Source organism: Corynebacterium testudinoris, from assembly GCF_001021045.1.
Taxonomy (GTDB): domain Bacteria; phylum Actinomycetota; class Actinomycetes; order Mycobacteriales; family Mycobacteriaceae; genus Corynebacterium; species Corynebacterium testudinoris.
In genome coordinates, this window is record NZ_CP011545.1 from 1,134,701 (window position 1) to 1,151,616 (window position 16,916).

Sequence of the window (16,916 nt, forward strand, 5' to 3'; positions counted from 1 at the left end):
CTACGTCAACAGCTTGGCGATCTCGGTGACGCAGATAAACACGAACGACGCCGAAATGATCGCCATGAGGGTGTTGCTAAACCACCCGTTGCGCCACTCCTGTGGTGTGCGTTTCGTGTTGAGCAGGATGAGCAGGGTCAGCCCGAGGAATGGCATGAAGAACGCGCCTAGGACGCCATAGGCGATGACCAGCGCCGTCGGGCGGCCCAGGAACAGCAGGAGCATCGGGGGGAACGTTAACCACAGGATGTACCAGCGGTAGTATTTCCCGCCCGAGCGGGTATCGGGATGATCCTTGGGGAGCTTGCGTAGGTGGCCGATGAAGTCGGCGAACATCATGGACACGCCGTTCCATACGCCGATGACGGAGGACACGGCTGCGGCCCAAAATCCCACGAGGAATACGGTGGCCATTCCTGATCCATACCGGTCATTGAGCACCTCGGCCAGGTCCACGAGACCCTTATCGCCGGACGACACCGCGATGTTTGCACTGTAGAGCAGGTCGCCGCCGACAATGAGCATGGCGACGACGAAAATGCCGGTGACGATGTAGGCCACTGAATTGTCCAGGCGCATGACCTTCATCCACGGTGGTGAGTCCCATTTCTTTTCATGCAGCCAGTAGCCGTAGGCGGCGAGCGTGATGGTGCCGCCCACACCTCCGGCGAGGGAGAGGACGTAGACAAAGGATCCCTCGGGAAGCGTCGGGATGAGACCGGTGAGAATTTCCGGCAGGTTACGCAGTGACAAGGTGGCGATACCCACCACCGTGAGGAACATGATTGCCACGAGAAACGCGATGACCTTCTCGAACATTTTGTAGTGGCCCAGCCACGTCAGGCCGAAGCCGATCAAGCCGGAGAACACCGCCCACATGAGGAGGGGAGTTCCGGGGAAGAGGGCGGCCAGCGCCATGCCGGAGGCGCTCATGGCGGCAGCGCCGTACACGAAGCCCCAGATAACGATGTAGGGGGCGAAGTACCAGGTCGTCCACTTACCCAGCGTGGACCAGCCGTGGAAGATGGTGTTGCCGGTGGCTAGCGTATAGCGGCCCACCCCCTCGACGAGGACGATTTTCATGAGCGTTCCAGCTACGCATGCCCAGAGGAGTGCGTAGCCATAGCGCTGGCCGGCGATGAGCGTGGCCACGAGGTCGCCAGAGCCGACGCCGGTGGCCGCTGCCACCAGACCGGGGCCAATGACCGTCCATTTACGGGAGGTGGGTGGTGAGGACATCGCGGAGGGTCCTTTCATTGAGAGGCATAGGCCTGACCGTCAATGTGACGAGGCTAACACAGGATTCGGTCATTTGGTAGATATAAATACGCTGAGAATTTAAGCGTGGAGGTCCACCGGCCTGGTCCACTGGCACAATGGTTCTCTATGAGCACCTATCACCCGTCAGATAACCGCTATGACTCCATGCCGTATCGCCGAGTGGGACGGTCGGGCCTGAAACTGCCCGCCATCTCCCTCGGCATGTGGCACAACTTCGGCGACGACAAGCCGCTAGAGACCCAGCGCTCCATCCTGCGGCGCGCCTTCGATCGGGGAGTCACCCACTTCGACCTGGCCAACAACTACGGCCCGCCGATCGGCTCGGCGGAGACCAACTTCGGTCGCATCTTCGCGGAGGATTTCAAGCCTTACCGCGACGAGCTCGTCATCTCCTCCAAGGCCGGCTGGGATATGTGGCCGGGGCCCTACGGCTTCGGTGGCTCGCGCAAGTACCTCATGGCCTCGCTTGATCAGTCGTTGGAGCGCATGGGCCTGGACTACGTGGACATCTTCTACCACCACCGTCCGGACCCGGAGACCCCCCTGGAGGAAACGATGTACGCCCTGCGCGACATTGTGGCGTCCGGCAAGGCCCTCTACGTGGGTATTTCATCCTATGGTCCCGAGCTCACGGCCGAGGCCGCGGAGTTCATGGCCGAAGAGGGCTGCCCGCTGCTGATCCACCAGCCGAGCTATTCCATCGTCAACCGTTGGGTCGAGGAACCGGGCGAGGATGGCGATTCGCTCCTCACCGCTGCTGCCGACAATGGACTCGGTGTCATCGCCTTCTCGCCGTTGGCGCAGGGCCTGCTCACCAGCCGTTACCTGAAGGGCGTGCCGTCGGGGTCGCGCGCAGCTGCGCAGAAGTCCCTCTCGGGTGAGATGCTCAGCGAGGAAAACCTGGAGATGGTGTCCCGGCTCAACGACATCGCTCAGGAGCGCGGGCAGTCGCTCGCCCAGATGTCGCTGGCATGGGTGCTGCGCGAGCAGGGTGACTACGGGGCAGAGACCGTAACGTCCGCGCTCATCGGATCGTCCTCGGTGACCCAGCTGGATGAGAACCTCGACACCCTCAACCACTTGGAGTTCAGCGCCGCCGAACTCGCTGCCATCGATGAGGTTGCCCGAGACGCTGGGATCAACATTTGGGCGGACGCCACGGCCTCCCGGATCCACGGCGACGAGTAAGTTACATCAGGATCAGCTTGAGGGCGAGGGCGACCAGGACGCCGGTGATGATGAAGTTGAGCCAGCGCCACACCTCGGGCTTAGATAGTGGCTTGCGCAGGAGTCCAGCGCCGTAGCCGACGAGTGGGAACCAGAGGAAGGTCGCGCCCAAGGCTCCAAGGCCGAAGAGCCAGCGGCCTTCCTCGCCATACTGATTGGCTATGCCGCCGACCATGACCACCACATCGACGTAGGCGGCGGGGTTGAGCCAGGTCAGTGCGATGGCCATGAGCATCGGTTTGAACCACACCGGTCGTTGCGTCGCGTGGGTTCGTTGCCGGAGCCTGGTCTTGGTCAAGACCGCGCTGCCCCCGCCGGTGCCTTCGGGCTGTCTGGTCGGGGCCTCGTCGACGACGGTCACGGAGCCCGGGTGCAGGGCGTCTTTGAAGGTGCGCCAGGCAAACCAGAGCAGATAGACCGCGCCTCCCCAGCGCAGGACCTCGAGAACGAGGGGGGCCTTTTCCACGAGGATGCCTACACCGGCGATGCCACCGGTGATGAGGACGATGTCGGAAAGCACACAGACGATGATGACGGCGGTGATGCCTTCGCGGCGGATACCCTGCTTGATCAGCAGGATGTTCTGCGGCCCGACCGCGATGATGAGGGAGAGTCCGAGGAAGAACCCGGCGAGCATAATCGACATGAGCGATATTCTCCTTTAGCTGAGAACTTAAGACCAATTACATTTCTGCAACCTGGTTTAGAATTGCTTCATGAACCCGATCCACCTGGAAACACTGCTCGCCGTCGTCGACGAAGGCAGCTTTGAAATCGCCGCCGCGGTGCTGGGAGTGTCCCCATCGGCGGTGAGTCAACGGATCAAGGCGCTGGAAGCTCAGGTTGGCCGAGTGCTTGTTCAGCGCACCAGCCCGGCCAGCCCGACCGAGGCCGGCGAGGTCATGGTGCAGGCCGCCCGCCGCATGGCTTTGCTCCAGGCGGAAACCAACGCGCAGCTGAGCACCCGCCTGGAGCGCGTCCCGCTGTCCGTGGCGGTCAACGCGGATTCCCTGGCGACGTGGTTTCGCCCCGCGCTCGCCGACGTCGCCCGCATGGGCTCCGCGGTCCTGCGGCTGCGAGTAGAAGATGAGGCCCGCACGCTAGCCCTGTTGAGGCGGGGAGATGTGCTCGGGGCGATCACGCGGGAGGCTACCCCGGTGTCCGGGTGCGACACGCTAGAGCTCGGCGTGATGCGCTATCGGGCGGTGTCGACACCGCAGCTCAAGGAGGACTACACCGTGGACGGAACCATCGATTGGGCTCGCATGCCCGCGTTGAGGTTCGGGCCCAATGATGCGTTGCAGGACGCCGACCTCGACGGCCGTCTTGATGAAACGGTTCGGCGCCAGCGTGCCATCTCGCAGATCCCCTCGTCCGAGGCCTTTGTGGAGGCCACGCGCGTGGGCCTGGGGTGGGCGTTGTTGCCCCTGCTTCAGGCTTCCGAGCTGGTGGAGTCGGGGGAGTTGGTCACGTTGGATGACGACATCGTGGACGTGCCCTTGTATTGGCAGCGCTGGCGGCTCGAATCGGAGCTGGTGGAGCGGCTCACCACTGCCGTGCGGGATGCCGCTAGCGTATTGCCTCCCGCCCATGCGGGGTGAGCAGACCGGATAGGTCGGGGCCCTTGGGTACGATCTGGGTGGGATTGACTTCCTTGTGCACCACGTAATAGTGCTCCTTGATCTGCTTGAAATCGGTGGTATCACCGAATCCGGGCATCTGGTAGAGCTCGCGCAGGTAGCCCCAGAGGTGGGGCATTTCGGTGATCTTGTTGCGGTTGGCTTTGAAATGCCCGTGGTAGACGGCATCAAAACGCACGAGGGTGGTGAACAGGCGGATGTCTGTCTCGGTGATGTGATCGGTGACGAGGTAACGGCGGGTGCTCAAGCGTTCTTCCAGCTTGTCCAAGGCTGTCCACAGGCGGTCGTAGGCCTTGTCGTAGGCCTCTTGGGATCCGGCGAAGCCGCAGCGGTAGACGCCGTTGTTGACCTCGGTGAAGATCCACTCATTGACCTGGTCCATCTCCTCCACATGATCGGCGGGCCACAGGTCTGGGGCGTCCGGGCGGGCATAGTCGCCCCATTGGGTGATGAGGTCGCGCACTAGTGAGGGATAGTCATTGGTCACGACCTGACCGGTGGGGATGTCCACCATCGCGGGAACAGTGATGCCGCGGGGATAGTCGGGGAATCGTTTGAGGTAGGCGTCCTGCAGGCGGGGGATGCCCAGAACGGGGTCGAGGCCGTCCGGGTCCAGGTCAAAGGTCCACGAGCGCTTGTCGTGGGTGGGGCCCGTCAGGCCGAGGGAAATAACGTCTTCGAGTCCCATGAGTTGGCGGACGATGACGGCGCGGTGGGCCCAGGGGCACGCGCGGGCGGCGACGAGGCGGTAGCGGCCGGTCTCGACGGGCCAATGGAAGGTGCCGTCGGGCTGTTCGACGACGTCATCGACGGTGTTGACGATCCGGTCGTCGATGTAGTTGGTATCGCGGACGAATTCGCCGTCGGTCGAGGCGTTCTGGGCGTCGCCTGCCCATTCCTTAGTTGATGTCATATCAACAACCCTACACGATTGTTGTGTCTGGGGTGGTTGCTACGGTGTGAGGCGACATGAAAAGGATCGCGCTCCTCATCGCCATTGTGTTCGTCGCCGTCGGCGGCGGCCTGCTTGTCGACGTACCCGCGCCCACCACCGTCGTCAGCGTCGTGCCGGCCGCACCAGTGGTCCCTGCGGACCTCGACGCCCTCGAGGTCAAGGGGCGCGCGCCCATGACCGGCTATGACCGCGACCTGTTCGGCCAGCGGTGGAGCGATGACGTCCGGGTGGAAGGGGGCCATAATGGCTGCGATACTCGCAACGATATTTTGCGCCGGGACCTCACTGACCCGCAGATCAGACCCGGAACTTTTGGCTGCCTCGTAGAATCCGGAACACTCGACGACCCCTACAGCGGCACACCCATCGCCTTCGTCCGCGGCGACAACCAACTCCACATCGATCACGTGGTCGCATTGGCGGATGCGTGGGCCAAGGGTGCGCAGACCTGGGACGAGGACACGCGCCGTGACTTTGCCAATGACCCGCTGAACCTGCTGGCCGTTGATGCCGGGCTCAATCAACAAAAAGGCGCGGGTGATGCCGCGACGTGGCTGCCGCCCAACAAGGCATTCCGGTGTGACTACGCCCAACGCATCGTCGCTGTGAAAGGTCGTTATGGCCTGTCAGTCACGGCTGCGGAGAAAGATGCGTTGGCCCGAGAATTGGCCCGGTGTGACGGCTCGCCGGGTATGGTCGCAGGAAAAACGGGGTCGGTGTCATAACCTGGCAGGCATGAGCGAGAAAAACCTGACCCCGGACAACGCCAATTCTCCCGACAATGATGGCATTGACGTTCCCACCTACTCCTCTCAGCAGGAAACCACCATGTTCGACCGGGCGGGCCGCGTCCCGCCGCAAGAGATCCCGGCCGCCGAACCCAGCTACCGCGACCAGGACTTCGCACCGACGCCGGCTCCGTCGTATGAGACCGTGTCTTTTGATCGCGAGCCGGTTGCCCCTGCTCCCGCCGCCTTCACCTCTGATCCTTTCGTGGCTACGGAGGTAGAAGAGACCGCCGCCCCGGACTACCGCCGAGGCACCACTGACTTCGGTCTGCTGATCGTCCGGCTGCTGCTGGGCGTGTGGCTCATCCTCGAGGCCGTGGGCACCTTCTTCCGTCTCGGCGGCAACGCTGGCATCTCCGGGTTGGAAGCGGAGTTCGCTGGTTACCTCGTACCGAGCGCTCTGGCGATTATCATTCCTTCGCTGCAGCTGGCCGCGGGCGTGTTCTTGGTGCTTGGCCTCATTACGCCGTTCTTCGCCATGATCGCGACGATCGCCTCGTCCTTCACCGCATTGCACGCCCTCACGGGCACCGGCGCCGGACTCAACGTCTTCGCCTGGTCCGAGGCTGTCTGGCTCTCGGTGGTGTTGCTGGGGATCTCCGTGGCGCTGCAGTTCACCGGCCCGGGCTTGTACTCCTTCGACTATGGGCGTAGCTGGGCCCGTCGTCCGCTCGTGAGCTCCTGGGTCTTCGTCCTCCTGGCCATCGCCGGCGGCGTCGCCCTGTGGTGGTTCGGCGCGGGCACTAATCCGCTGAACTAACCGGAACTTTCCGCAGGTTGACGGCGATGGCGATCATCGTCGCGATCGCCAACCACACGAAGTCGGAGATGAGGAACTTCTCCACGTAGGTCAGGGAGTGGACGTCGTAATTGTCTCCGTACCACCACTTCGGCGGCTCCTGCAGGACCAGCCAGGTCCACACAAGCGTCAGCGCGCTGAGCCCCACGGGTACCCCGAATGTGGTCACGCAACGCCAGCCGAGCACCGGAAGGGCTAGCGCCAGCCAGACCCAGTGGTGGGACCACGACACCGGTGAGACCAGCAGCATGATGAAGGCGTTGACCAGGGCGGCGTCGATAAGCATTCCCCTTCGGATCAGTGCCCACATCAGCCACCCACCCAACCCGATGGTGAGGACGACAAGTCCGAGCCAGATGATGTTGACCTGCGTGCCATGTGCCGCGAGGCTGTCTGCGCTGGAGTACCAGCGCATGATCATGCCTTTGAGGGAGCTGTTGGACTGGTAGGTCGAGTCCACGCCGAACTCGGCTTCCGTGCCCATGCCCAGCAGCACGGAGGAAAAGAACTCCACGGTGGCATCCCAACGCACGAGCGCCGCCGCCCCGGTGGCGATGAGCGCGGACGCCACCGCCACGAAGATAGGGCGAAGCTTCCCACGAAGAAGGAAGTACAACAGCATCGCCAGCGGGGAGAGCTTGATGGCCGCCGCGATTCCGATGAGCGTTCCCTGCGGTAGCCAGCGCTTGCGCGGGACGATGTCGAGGATGACCAACGCCATGAGGATGACGTTGATCTGCGCATAGCTTGAGTTGAGATAGACCGGCTCGATGAGCATCATGGCCGCCCATGCCACGGACGACAGCGCATAGAGCGACAGGCGATCAACCTTGCCGGCGGTGACGGTGCGCAGAACAAAAAACAGGCACACCAGGATCAACACCGCCGACACCGACAGCATGATATTGCCGGCCTGGTCATCGGAAAAGACGCCCGGAATGGACAGCGGCACGAGCACGAGGGCGCCAAACGGCGGGTAGATGAACGGCAGCTCGGTGCTCCCGGCGGGCATGCGCACGGAATACATCTCGCGGCCTTCGAGGAAAGCGACCACGCCTTCGCGGTAGACCACCATGTCCACCGGGAAGGTCGTGAACTCAATTTGCCGCCCTATAGCGCCGAGACCCGCCAGCAATCCCAGCACAGTCACCATCTTGAGGATGAAGGACTGGGGGAGTGTGGCGGGTTCTTTAGCTGCGGTAGTCACCGCGACCACCTTAGTCGACCTGTCGGACGGCACCCTTATCGGCGGAGGTGGCCATCTTGGCGTAGGCGCGCAATGCCTTGGACACGTGGCGCTCGCGGCGAGGCGTCCAGGGATTCTCCGAAGCCTCCATTGCTTGCTTGCGTCGTGCAATCTCCTCATCCGGCACATCCAACGAGAGTCGGCGAGTATGCACGTCGATGGTGATGGGGTCACCGTTTTCGATGAGCCCGATGAGCCCGCCGTGGGCGGCCTCGGGGGAGATGTGGCCCACCGAGAGCCCCGACGTGCCACCGGAGAAACGGCCATCGGTGATCAGCGCGCACTTCTTGCCCAGGCCCGCCCCCTTGAGGAAGGACGTGGGGTGGAGCATTTCCTGCATGCCGGGGCCACCAGCGGGACCCTCATAGCGAATGACCACGACCTCGCCGGCCTGGACCTCGCGCTTGAGGATGACGGAGACCGCCTCCTCCTGGCTATCGACCACGCGGGCCGGGCCGGTGAACGACCACAGTTCTTCCTCCACGCCCGCGGATTTGAGCACGGAGCCGTCGGGAGCGAGGTTGCCGCGCAGCACGACGAGGCCGCCGTCCGCGCTGTGGGCGTGCATGACATCGTGGATGCACCCGTTGACCGCATCGGTGTCGAGGGTGTCCCACCGGTTCGACTGGGAGAACGGCTCGGTCGTGCGCACGCCACCTGGGGCGGCGTGGAAGAGCTCCTCGGCGGCATCGATGGCCTTGCCGCCGCGGATATCCCAGTCATTGAGCCAGCCATCGACCGTGTCGTAGGCGACGGTGTGCACGTCTTCGTTGATATGCCCGGCCCGACGCAGCTCACCGAGGATGGCGGGGATGCCGCCGGCGCGGTGAACATCCTCGATGTGATAGATGCCGTTCGGAGCCACCTTGGACAGGCAGGGAACGCGGTGGGAGATCTCCTCGATGTCATGGAGGGTGAAGTCGATCTCGCCTTCCTGCGCCGCGGCGAGGGTGTGCAGGATCGTGTTCGTGGAACCGCCCATGGCCATATCCAACGCCATCGCGTTAGTGAAGGCATCCTTCGTGGCGACGTTGCGGGGGAGGACCGACTCGTCCTCCTCGCCGTAATAACGCCGGCACATGTCGACGATCATGTCACCGGCCTTGGTAAACAGATCGCGGCGAGCCGTGTGGGTGGCCAGCGTGGTGCCGTTACCTGGCAGGGACAGCCCGAGCGCCTCGGTGAGGCAGTTCATCGAGTTCGCGGTGAACATGCCGGAACAAGAACCGCAGGTCGGGCAGGCCGATTCCTCAATGGTGGCAAGGTTGGCATCCGAGACCGACTCATCCGCCGACGCAGAAATAGCGGTGATGAGGTCCGTCGCGTGGGCGGTGCTGGCCACCCCATCGATCACCACGGCCTTGCCCGCCTCCATCGGGCCGCCAGAGACGAAAATGGCGGGGATATTAAGGCGCAGGGCGGCGTTGAGCATGCCCGGGGTGATCTTGTCGCAGTTAGAGATGCAGACCATGGCGTCGGCGGTGTGTGCGTTGACCATGTATTCCACGGAATCTGCGATGATCTCGCGGCTGGGCAGCGAATAGAGCATGCCACTGTGGCCCATGGCGATGCCGTCATCGACAGCGATGGTGTTGAATTCCTTCGGCACACCACCGGCCGCGCGGACGGCCTCAGCGACGATGTCGCCGACGTTTTTCAAATGCACATGCCCCGGGACGAACTGGGTATAAGAATTAACGATAGCCACGATGGGCTTACCGAACTCGTTTTCCTTGGTGCCCGTGGCGCGCCACAGTGCGCGGGCCCCGGCGGCATTTCGGCCGACCGTGGTCACGCGTGAACGAAGAGGGATCATTGCTGGCTCCTCGGAGTCTCGGGATTAGCTGCTAGACGTGCAGCGTACTCTTCCTTCGTCAGCAGAATCTGATCACCATCTCGGTTGATGATGACCACTTTCTCGTCGGCAGCGTCGCGGCCCGCGGTCAGCGCATCGGGGATCCGACCATTCGACGCCTTCGACAGCTCGGGCAGCGAATTAAAGGTAACGCCCGGCATGGGATATTCCTTGCCGTCCTTCGTCGTCGCCAGGGCCCGGGCGCCCTTGAACCCAACCCCCTTGAGGTCATCCCACCCAATCGACGTGCCTGGCCGGAAGGCGTAAGTAATATCAATCCCTTCGTCCCCCACGATTGTCCTCGCCCGGAGGATCCAGTACACGAAGGCCAGCGGGAACAGCAGGATCCACAAGTACTGCCACATGGTGCCCAGGACGAGGCCGGCAATGGCAATGATGAGGAACGCCACGATGAGGTTGGCGCGTTCGGGGCGGAAAGTAACGGGGGCGTCGGAACTCATGCCGACCATGCTAGTTCAGGGTCGGAGTGGGCTCTATCTCTGGGGTCGCCGCTGGGGTGGGGGTTTCCGCTGGCGTTGCCTCGGGTGTTGGCGTGACCCCCGTCGGCGTGGGCGTCGGGGTGTCCGTCAGGGTCGGCGTCGGCGTGGGGGACTGGGTGTACGTCGGCTCCGGCGAATACGTCGGTTCCGTCGGCACGACCTCGCTGGTGGTCACCGGAGTCTCCCTCGGCGGAGCGAGCACTCCACTGTTGCCGTCCCAGCTGGCCGCCGTTTCCAGCGTCAAGCCTTTAAGAATGAGGAGCACAAACAGGGCAACAAACAAATAGCTTGTCGACGGCCGCACGCGTCCCCCCAGGGACGCGAACCTCTTCCACCCGGAGTTGAACTCCTCAGAGCGGAAAACATTCGATTCCTTCTCTTCCTTTACTTCTCCGTCATCCACCGCAGGATCGTGGTCCGCGGGGAAGGTGTCGGGAACGCGGGAGCGTTCATCGCTGGTGGATTCGTGCGGACTGGGGGTACGGGGGGCGTCGAGAAGCTTGGTGGCATCGAGCGAAGTGGCGATGACCGTTTCGCGGACCTCGCCCGTGATGGTGGTGGCCGAGCCGTACTCGTCCCAGAATTCCTCGAGGATCGAGGTGCGGATGGCGCGCTCCACCAGCCATTGGGAACCGGCCTTCACCTGCACCATAAACCGCATGTTCACCGTCCACGGCATGCCCACAGTGGACGGCGGGTTGATCCCCACCGCCGGATGAACATCCAACTCGCCGAGCAACTGCCGGGCGACATCCTCGCGGCGCAAGGCACGACGGGTGGCGGCTTCCGAACGCTCGATGGTTTCCTGTGGGCTACGAGACCCCAACAGGGGAACCGGCATGACCACCACCGCCCGCGACCAATAGTTCGACGAGTTGATGCATACGCGCGCCGTCGAGTTCGGAATGATGACCGTCTCCTCGGCCAACGTCCTGATCCGGGTCGCGCGCATGGTCACCTGGATGACCGTTCCCTCGACCTCGATTCCATTGCCCTGGAAGCGAACCCAGTCGCCGACGCCGAACTGCTTCTCGGTGAGGATGAAAAATCCGGCGAGGAAGTCCGCGATGATCGATTGCGCGCCAAAACCGACGGCCGCAGAGGCCACCGTCGCGGGGATGGCGGCGCCCGCGAGCGAGAAGCCCATCACCTGGAGGAAGAAGACCAACAGGAGGAAAAAGACGATCATCTGGGCGATGTACACCGAGACACCCGCCACAACGAGGCGGGTTTTAGATTCATCCTCGTCGCCGGTTTCTTCCACTCCGCGATTGATCCACCGCTGCGCAAACCGGCCGACGCGGGGCACCAATAGCGCGATGACCAGCAATAAAGCCAAGGACAAGCCTTGATCGGCGATCCACTGCCAGAACCTAGTTAGCATATAAGCGACGGGCATGCCGACCACGATACGACGATCCCGGAACGAGTGTGTATCATCAAGGCCATGATCAACATTCGACTCGTGGTAATTACCTAACGGCGCTCGCCGCTTCGGCCTTACCCAGTCGTCTCGACAAGCGCCCTCGACTAGCACCCACCATTAGTGCTAGACGGGGGTTTTGTCATTGTGGTCGCTGTTTAATCTGTCGTCGACTTGGCTCATTTCAGACCTCTCACACCCCGGGGTCGATGGTGCGCCGCCCCGCCAATTAAAAAAGTCCTGTGAATTAGGAGCTAGATAACGTGGCAGCTTCGCAATCGCCCACCCCGGCAACGGTCGCCAAAAAGGTTTCCGCAGCTGCAGGGACCCCCGAGCGCATGACTGGCGCTCAGGCCATCGTCCGCAGCCTGGAAGAACTTGGCACTGACATAGTCTTCGGACTGCCCGGTGGAGCCGTACTCCCTCTGTATGACCCGCTGTACTCGTCGACCAAGCTACGTCACGTACTGGTGCGCCACGAGCAGGGTTCCGGCCACGCAGCGACCGGCTACGCCCAGGCCACCGGCAAGGTTGGCGTGTGCATTGCCACCTCCGGCCCCGGCGCCACCAACCTGGTCACCCCGCTGGCGGATGCCAACCTGGATTCCGTCCCGATCGTCGCCATCACCGGCCAGGTCGGCAGCAGCCTCCTCGGGACCGACGCTTTCCAAGAGGCCGACATCCGTGGCGTGACCATGCCTATCACCAAGCACAATTTCATGGTCACCGACGCGAAGGACATCCCGCAGGCGATGGCCGAGGCTTTCCACCTCGCCCACACCGGCCGCCCGGGACCCGTCCTCGTCGACGTGCCCAAGGATGTCCAAAACGCCGAGCTAGATTTCGTGTGGCCGCCGAAGATTGATCTCCCGGGCTACAAGCCGGTTACCTCGCCGCACTCCCGGCAGATTTCGCAGGCCGTCCAGCTCATCTCGCAGGCCGAGCGCCCCGTCTTCTACATCGGCGGCGGCGTCATCAAAGCCGACGCGAATAAGGAACTGCTCGAACTCGTCGAGTACACCGGAATCCCCGTGGTCACCACCCTCATGGCCCTCGGCGCATTCCCGCATTCCCACCCGCTCAACATGGGCATGCCCGGCATGCACGGTTCCGTTCCCGCCGTCGGCGCCATGCAGCAGTCCGATCTGCTCATCGCCATCGGCACGCGTTTCGACGACCGCGTCACCGGCGACGTCGACAGTTTCGCCCCCGATGCGAAAATCATCCACGCCGACATCGACCCCGCCGAGATCGGCAAGATCAAGGAAGTCGCCGTCCCGATCGTCGGCGATGCCCGCGAGGTCCTCTCGGCATTGGCACGCACCTACAAGTCCTCCAAGAACTTGGCGGCCCCGGAAGTGGGCGCATGGGTCGACTACCTCAACAGCCTCAAGGAGCGCTTCCCGCGCGGCTACGAAAAGCAGTCGGACGGGATGATGAGCCCGCAGTACGTCATTGAGACGCTGTCCAAGGTTGTGGGCCCCGACGCCATCTACTGTGCGGGCGTTGGCCAGCACCAGATGTGGTCCGCTCAGTTCCTCGACTTTGAAAACCCCCGCACCTGGCTCAACTCCGGTGGCCTGGGAACGATGGGCTACTCCGTCCCCGCCGCCATGGGTGCCAAAGCGGGCCAGCCCGACGTCGAAGTCTGGGCCATCGATGGTGACGGCTGCTTCCAGATGACCAACCAGGAGCTCACCACGTGCGCCGTCGAAGGCTTCCCCATCAAGGTGGCCCTCATCAACAACGGCAACCTCGGCATGGTGCGCCAGTGGCAGACCCTCTTCTACGGGGGCCGCTACTCCAACACCAAGCTGCGCGAACAGGGCGAATACGTCCCTGACTTCGTCGGGCTATCCGAGGCACTGGGCTGCGTCGCCATCCGCGTCACCCGCGAGGAAGACGTCATTCCCGCGATCGAGAAGGCGCGCTCCATCAACGACCGCCCCGTGGTCATCGACTTCATCGTGGGCGAGGACGCCCAGGTGTGGCCGATGATCTCCGGCGGAGCCTCCAACTCGGAGATCCAGTACGCCCTCGGCCTGCGACCCTTCTTCGACGACGAGGAGTCCGCCGCCGAAACGCCCGCCGACATCGATGCCGCCATCGACGAATCAGCTCAGCAGAAGGAGAACTAAGTCTCATGGCGAATACTGACATCACCCGCCACACCCTCAGCGTCTTGGTGCAAAACGTCGACGGCATCATCTCCCGAGTCGTCGCGCTATTCACCCGTCGTGGCTACAGCCTCGTGTCCATCGTGTCGGCGGACACCGGCACCCCGGGCATCAACCGCATCACCATGGTCGTGGACGCAGATGAGCTCGTCATCGAGCAGATCACCAAACAGCTGAACAAGATCATCCCGGTGCTCAAGGTCGTCCGCCTTGAGGAAGAGTCCACCATTGCCCGCGCCATCATGCTGGTCAAGGTCAATGCGGACAATTCCAACCGCCCCCAAGTTGTCGATGCGGCCAATATTTTTCGAGCGCGCATCGTCGACGTGGCCCAGGACTCCGTGGTCATTGAAGTCACCGGCACCCCCGGCAAGCTCAAGGCCCTCCTGGAAGTGCTCGAGCCCTTCGGTATCCGCGAGCTCATCCAGTCCGGACAGATTGCTCTGAACCGCGGCCCGAAGACCATGGCACCCTCGAAATAAGCCAATTTGTCCCATCTGGTGAGAAAATTCGCCAGATAGGGCGGATTTCATCTCATGATGTGATACAACAACATGGGAACCATTCTTTTAGCGAAAGGCAAGAACCTCTCTCATGGCTATTGAATTGCTTTACGACGCAGACGCTGACCTCGGCCTCATCCAGGGCCGCAAGGTCGCTATCATCGGCTACGGCTCCCAGGGCCACGCCCACGCACAGAACCTCCGCGACTCCGGCGTCGAGGTCTGCATCGGCCTGCGCGAGGGCTCCAAGTCCGCCGCCAAGGCTAAGGAAGCCGGCTTCGAGGTTAAGACCAACGCCGACGCCGCCGCTTGGGCTGACGTCATCATGCTCCTGGCTCCCGACACCTCCCAGAAGTCGATCTTCGAGAACGAGATCGCCCCCAACCTCAACGACGGGGACGCCCTCTTGTTCGGCCACGGCCTCAACATCCACTTCGACCTCATCGAGCCCGCCGACAACGTCGTCGTCGGCATGGTCGCCCCGAAGGGCCCCGGCCACCTCGTCCGCCGCCAGTTCGTCGACGGCAAGGGCGTCCCCTGCCTCATCGCAGTCGACCAGGACCCGAAGGGCAACGGCAAGGATCTCTGCCTGTCCTACGCAGCTGCCATCGGCGGCGCTCGCGCCGGCGTTATCCCCACCACCTTCGAGGCCGAGACCGTCACCGATCTCTTCGGTGAGCAGGCCGTCCTGTGCGGTGGCACCGAGGAACTGGTCAAGACCGGTTTCGAGGTCCTCGTTGAGGCTGGCTACGAGCCCGAGATGGCCTACTTCGAGTGTCTCCATGAGCTCAAGCTCATCGTTGACCTCATGTTCGAGGGCGGCATCGCTAACATGAACTACTCGGTCTCTGATACCGCAGAGTTCGGTGGCTACCTCTCCGGCCCGCGCGTCATCGACGCCGACACCAAGTCCCGCATGAAGGACATCCTGTCCGACATCCAGGACGGCACCTTCACTAAGCGCCTCATTGCCAACGTCGAGAACGGCAACAAGGAGCTTGAGGGTCTGCGCGCCGAGTACGCTCAGCACCAGATCGAGGAGACCGGCACCAAGCTTCGCGATTTGATGTCGTGGGTGAAGAACCCGCTCGACGCCACTGCCTAAGAGCAGCGGTTGATAGCCCTTCGGAGGCGAGACGCGTGATGGCTTCTCGCCCCGGAGGGTTCTTCTGTGTCCGGCTGGGTTCTCTTGGGGCGGCTAGAACGGTGGTGGTTCTGGTTCTGGCGGGGGCGGTGGTGGTCCTTCCCGCTCGAGCTCTTCGCGTTTTTGGGCTTGAGACTCCGACCTGATCCTCGCCCTACGTTTGGCTATCCGCTGGGACACGGTCTGCATCCACCGGCGCTCACTTGCCGCTAGTGGCCGTCTCCTTCTGACTCGGTCCACGTGCCATCAGCAAACAGGAAATACTTCCGCCTCGTGATGGGGTCCATGACGTAGAAGACCCGACGATCCGTTTTCATCGCATGATGTCTGACACATAATGCTGCGAGGTTGGCTGCCGTGGTGGGCCCACCATCAGCGTGATTAATCCGGTGATCCATCTGTGCTTTATGGGCTGGGCCATCACACCCGCCCATCGCACAGGTCCCATCCAATCCAACTACGAGGGAGCGGATATCAGCGGGGGTGGCATACGCTGAGGAGACTTTCGTCCCGATCGCATCCATTTCAACCTGACTGTCCGCCCGGTCGAGGAGGTGCTGGGTTTTAGAGCGGGGCAGGTATCCTAGTCCGCTGACCCACGCAGGAGCGTTCGGGATGTCACAGGCTTGGTAGAGATTGATCGTGACGGTGGTAGTGCCGTCTCCTTTGATCAGTGCTACTAGTGCTTGGGCCTGACTGATCCCGTGGGTGGTGGCGTAGTTGCGGACTCGTTGGTCAATCTCGTGGGCGGTGAGGTCATCAACATCAGCTCTGATCATCCCTCTACCGTCGGTGAAGGTGATGGAGAGGCTATCGGCTGGGGCTGGGGCAGGATCGTCGGCGGAGATGGATTCGTCGAGCATGATGATGATCGCGTTGAGGCGTTTTTTGATTGCTCCTACGGTGGGGAGGGCTTGGTTGGTTCGGGTGGGGGTGAGGAATTCTGCGAGTTCGGTGTCGATGAGGTCGAGGTGTTTGTCGATGGTGGTGTCTGCTTTGCATAGGACACTGTCGATGGCTTTTAGGCGGGGGAGATCGAGGTGGTAGTAGTGTTCCTGGATGTCTTTGAGGGCGGGGAGTTCCTGCAGTCGTTGGTGGGCGCTAATTGCGGACATGAGGTAGCCATCGCCGCGGCCTAATGACCGGCGTAGTCGAGCAAGGACGAGGTCGATGTCGTCGTTGCTATCGGGGAGGATGGATTGCCAGAGGTGGTGGTCGTCTCGTCGTAGTTGTGTTCCCCGGCGGGCGATGGGGTCGTGGGGTGAGCTGACGGTGTAGTAGTACTTCAGACGGTCTAGATAGCGTTGGAGTGCTGCTTCTACGGGTGAGTGGTAGGTATTGGTGGTGGTCACGGGTGCTCACCCCCCTTGTGGTGTCG

General features: G+C 62.6%; 14 protein-coding genes and 1 pseudogene. 7 read left to right on the plus strand and 8 right to left on the minus strand.

Annotated features, from left to right (window positions below; all coding sequences use genetic code 11):
• Positions 1 to 1,239 carry an Nramp family divalent metal transporter gene (locus tag CTEST_RS05515; RefSeq protein ID WP_047252901.1) on the minus strand — a complete coding sequence of 413 codons (1,239 nt, stop codon included), beginning with the start codon at positions 1,237 to 1,239 and terminating at the stop codon, positions 1 to 3.
• A gap of 147 nt (positions 1,240 to 1,386) precedes the next feature.
• On the opposite strand from CTEST_RS05515, the gene mgrA reads away from it, so the two are divergent.
• The gene (gene mgrA, locus CTEST_RS05520; protein WP_047252902.1) at positions 1,387 to 2,469 is read left to right on the plus strand and encodes an L-glyceraldehyde 3-phosphate reductase; all 1,083 of its coding nucleotides are present in this window, start codon (positions 1,387 to 1,389) and stop codon (positions 2,467 to 2,469) included.
• Between the two features lies 1 nt (position 2,470).
• On the opposite strand, the gene CTEST_RS05525 is transcribed toward mgrA, so the two are convergent.
• A complete protein-coding gene (locus CTEST_RS05525) occupies positions 2,471 to 3,154 on the minus strand; it encodes a LysE/ArgO family amino acid transporter (protein ID WP_047252903.1) in 684 nt (227 codons plus the stop codon).
• 70 nt (positions 3,155 to 3,224) lie between these two features.
• On the opposite strand from CTEST_RS05525, the gene CTEST_RS05530 reads away from it, so the two are divergent.
• Positions 3,225 to 4,109, plus strand: coding sequence for a LysR family transcriptional regulator ArgP (locus CTEST_RS05530; protein WP_047252904.1), 885 nt, complete (start codon positions 3,225 to 3,227; stop codon positions 4,107 to 4,109).
• Here the strand turns inward: CTEST_RS05530 and CTEST_RS05535 are convergent.
• A pseudogene (locus CTEST_RS05535) lies at positions 4,084 to 5,061 on the minus strand (glutathione S-transferase family protein); the annotation flags it as partial. The gene CTEST_RS05530 and the pseudogene CTEST_RS05535 sit on opposite strands and share 26 nt — an antisense overlap.
• Before the next feature lie 56 nt (positions 5,062 to 5,117).
• Between CTEST_RS05535 and CTEST_RS05540 the strand changes: the two are divergent.
• Both CTEST_RS05540 and CTEST_RS05545 read left to right on the plus strand, forming a co-directional pair.
• A complete protein-coding gene (locus CTEST_RS05540; protein WP_083985451.1) occupies positions 5,118 to 5,828 on the plus strand; it encodes an HNH endonuclease family protein in 711 nt (236 codons plus the stop codon).
• A 10-nt stretch (positions 5,829 to 5,838) separates the two neighbouring features.
• The gene (locus CTEST_RS05545) at positions 5,839 to 6,651 is read left to right on the plus strand and encodes a DoxX family protein (protein WP_047252905.1); all 813 of its coding nucleotides are present in this window, start codon (positions 5,839 to 5,841) and stop codon (positions 6,649 to 6,651) included.
• Here the strand turns inward: CTEST_RS05545 and CTEST_RS05550 are convergent.
• Genes CTEST_RS05550 through CTEST_RS05565 form a run of 4 tightly spaced genes read right to left on the minus strand, consistent with a single transcriptional unit; the run spans position 6,635 to position 11,690 of the window.
• The gene (locus CTEST_RS05550) at positions 6,635 to 7,897 is read right to left on the minus strand and encodes a glycosyltransferase family 87 protein (RefSeq protein ID WP_236686151.1); all 1,263 of its coding nucleotides are present in this window, start codon (positions 7,895 to 7,897) and stop codon (positions 6,635 to 6,637) included. The two genes, CTEST_RS05545 and CTEST_RS05550, sit on opposite strands and share 17 nt — an antisense overlap.
• A 10-nt stretch (positions 7,898 to 7,907) precedes the next feature.
• Complete coding sequence (gene ilvD, locus CTEST_RS05555; protein WP_047252906.1) at positions 7,908 to 9,752, minus strand: dihydroxy-acid dehydratase; 1,845 nt, start codon at positions 9,750 to 9,752, stop codon at positions 7,908 to 7,910.
• A complete protein-coding gene (locus CTEST_RS05560) occupies positions 9,749 to 10,252 on the minus strand; it encodes a PH domain-containing protein (RefSeq protein ID WP_236686152.1) in 504 nt (167 codons plus the stop codon). Before CTEST_RS05560 ends, ilvD begins: the two co-directional genes overlap by 4 nt.
• A 10-nt stretch (positions 10,253 to 10,262) precedes the next feature.
• A complete protein-coding gene (locus tag CTEST_RS05565; protein ID WP_047254249.1) occupies positions 10,263 to 11,690 on the minus strand; it encodes a mechanosensitive ion channel family protein in 1,428 nt (475 codons plus the stop codon).
• 287 nt (positions 11,691 to 11,977) lie between these two features.
• Here CTEST_RS05565 and CTEST_RS05570 point away from each other — a divergent pair, with 287 nt between their 5' ends.
• From CTEST_RS05570 to ilvC, 3 genes are all read left to right on the plus strand, one after another.
• Positions 11,978 to 13,852 carry an acetolactate synthase large subunit gene (locus tag CTEST_RS05570; protein WP_047252908.1) on the plus strand — a complete coding sequence of 625 codons (1,875 nt, stop codon included), beginning with the start codon at positions 11,978 to 11,980 and terminating at the stop codon, positions 13,850 to 13,852.
• Positions 13,853 to 13,857: 5 nt separating this feature from the next.
• A complete protein-coding gene (ilvN, locus tag CTEST_RS05575; RefSeq protein ID WP_047252909.1) occupies positions 13,858 to 14,373 on the plus strand; it encodes an acetolactate synthase small subunit in 516 nt (171 codons plus the stop codon).
• A gap of 112 nt (positions 14,374 to 14,485) precedes the next feature.
• Positions 14,486 to 15,499 carry a ketol-acid reductoisomerase gene (gene ilvC, locus CTEST_RS05580; protein WP_047252910.1) on the plus strand — a complete coding sequence of 338 codons (1,014 nt, stop codon included), beginning with the start codon at positions 14,486 to 14,488 and terminating at the stop codon, positions 15,497 to 15,499.
• Between the two features lie 248 nt (positions 15,500 to 15,747).
• Here the strand turns inward: ilvC and CTEST_RS05585 are convergent, their stop codons facing one another.
• Entirely contained in the window at positions 15,748 to 16,890 is a 1,143-nt protein-coding gene (locus tag CTEST_RS05585; RefSeq protein ID WP_052844310.1) for an HNH endonuclease signature motif containing protein, read from the minus strand.
• Positions 16,891 to 16,916 lie beyond the last annotated feature (26 nt).

What these genes read in the sequence shown, in the direction of transcription:
- CTEST_RS05515 (WP_047252901.1), bottom strand. Translation starts at nt 1,239, where the DNA reads ATGTCCTCACCACCCACCTCCCGTAAATGGACGGTCATTGGCCCCGGT.
- mgrA (WP_047252902.1), top strand. Translation starts at nt 1,387, where the DNA reads ATGAGCACCTATCACCCGTCAGATAACCGCTATGACTCCATGCCGTAT.
- CTEST_RS05525 (WP_047252903.1), bottom strand. Translation starts at nt 3,154, where the DNA reads ATGTCGATTATGCTCGCCGGGTTCTTCCTCGGACTCTCCCTCATCATC.
- CTEST_RS05530 (WP_047252904.1), top strand. Translation starts at nt 3,225, where the DNA reads ATGAACCCGATCCACCTGGAAACACTGCTCGCCGTCGTCGACGAAGGC.
- CTEST_RS05540 (WP_083985451.1), top strand. Translation starts at nt 5,118, where the DNA reads ATGAAAAGGATCGCGCTCCTCATCGCCATTGTGTTCGTCGCCGTCGGC.
- CTEST_RS05545 (WP_047252905.1), top strand. Translation starts at nt 5,839, where the DNA reads ATGAGCGAGAAAAACCTGACCCCGGACAACGCCAATTCTCCCGACAAT.
- ilvD (WP_047252906.1), bottom strand. Translation starts at nt 9,752, where the DNA reads ATGATCCCTCTTCGTTCACGCGTGACCACGGTCGGCCGAAATGCCGCC.
- CTEST_RS05560 (WP_236686152.1), bottom strand. Translation starts at nt 10,252, where the DNA reads ATGAGTTCCGACGCCCCCGTTACTTTCCGCCCCGAACGCGCCAACCTC.
- CTEST_RS05565 (WP_047254249.1), bottom strand. Translation starts at nt 11,690, where the DNA reads ATGCCCGTCGCTTATATGCTAACTAGGTTCTGGCAGTGGATCGCCGAT.
- ilvN (WP_047252909.1), top strand. Translation starts at nt 13,858, where the DNA reads ATGGCGAATACTGACATCACCCGCCACACCCTCAGCGTCTTGGTGCAA.
- ilvC (WP_047252910.1), top strand. Translation starts at nt 14,486, where the DNA reads ATGGCTATTGAATTGCTTTACGACGCAGACGCTGACCTCGGCCTCATC.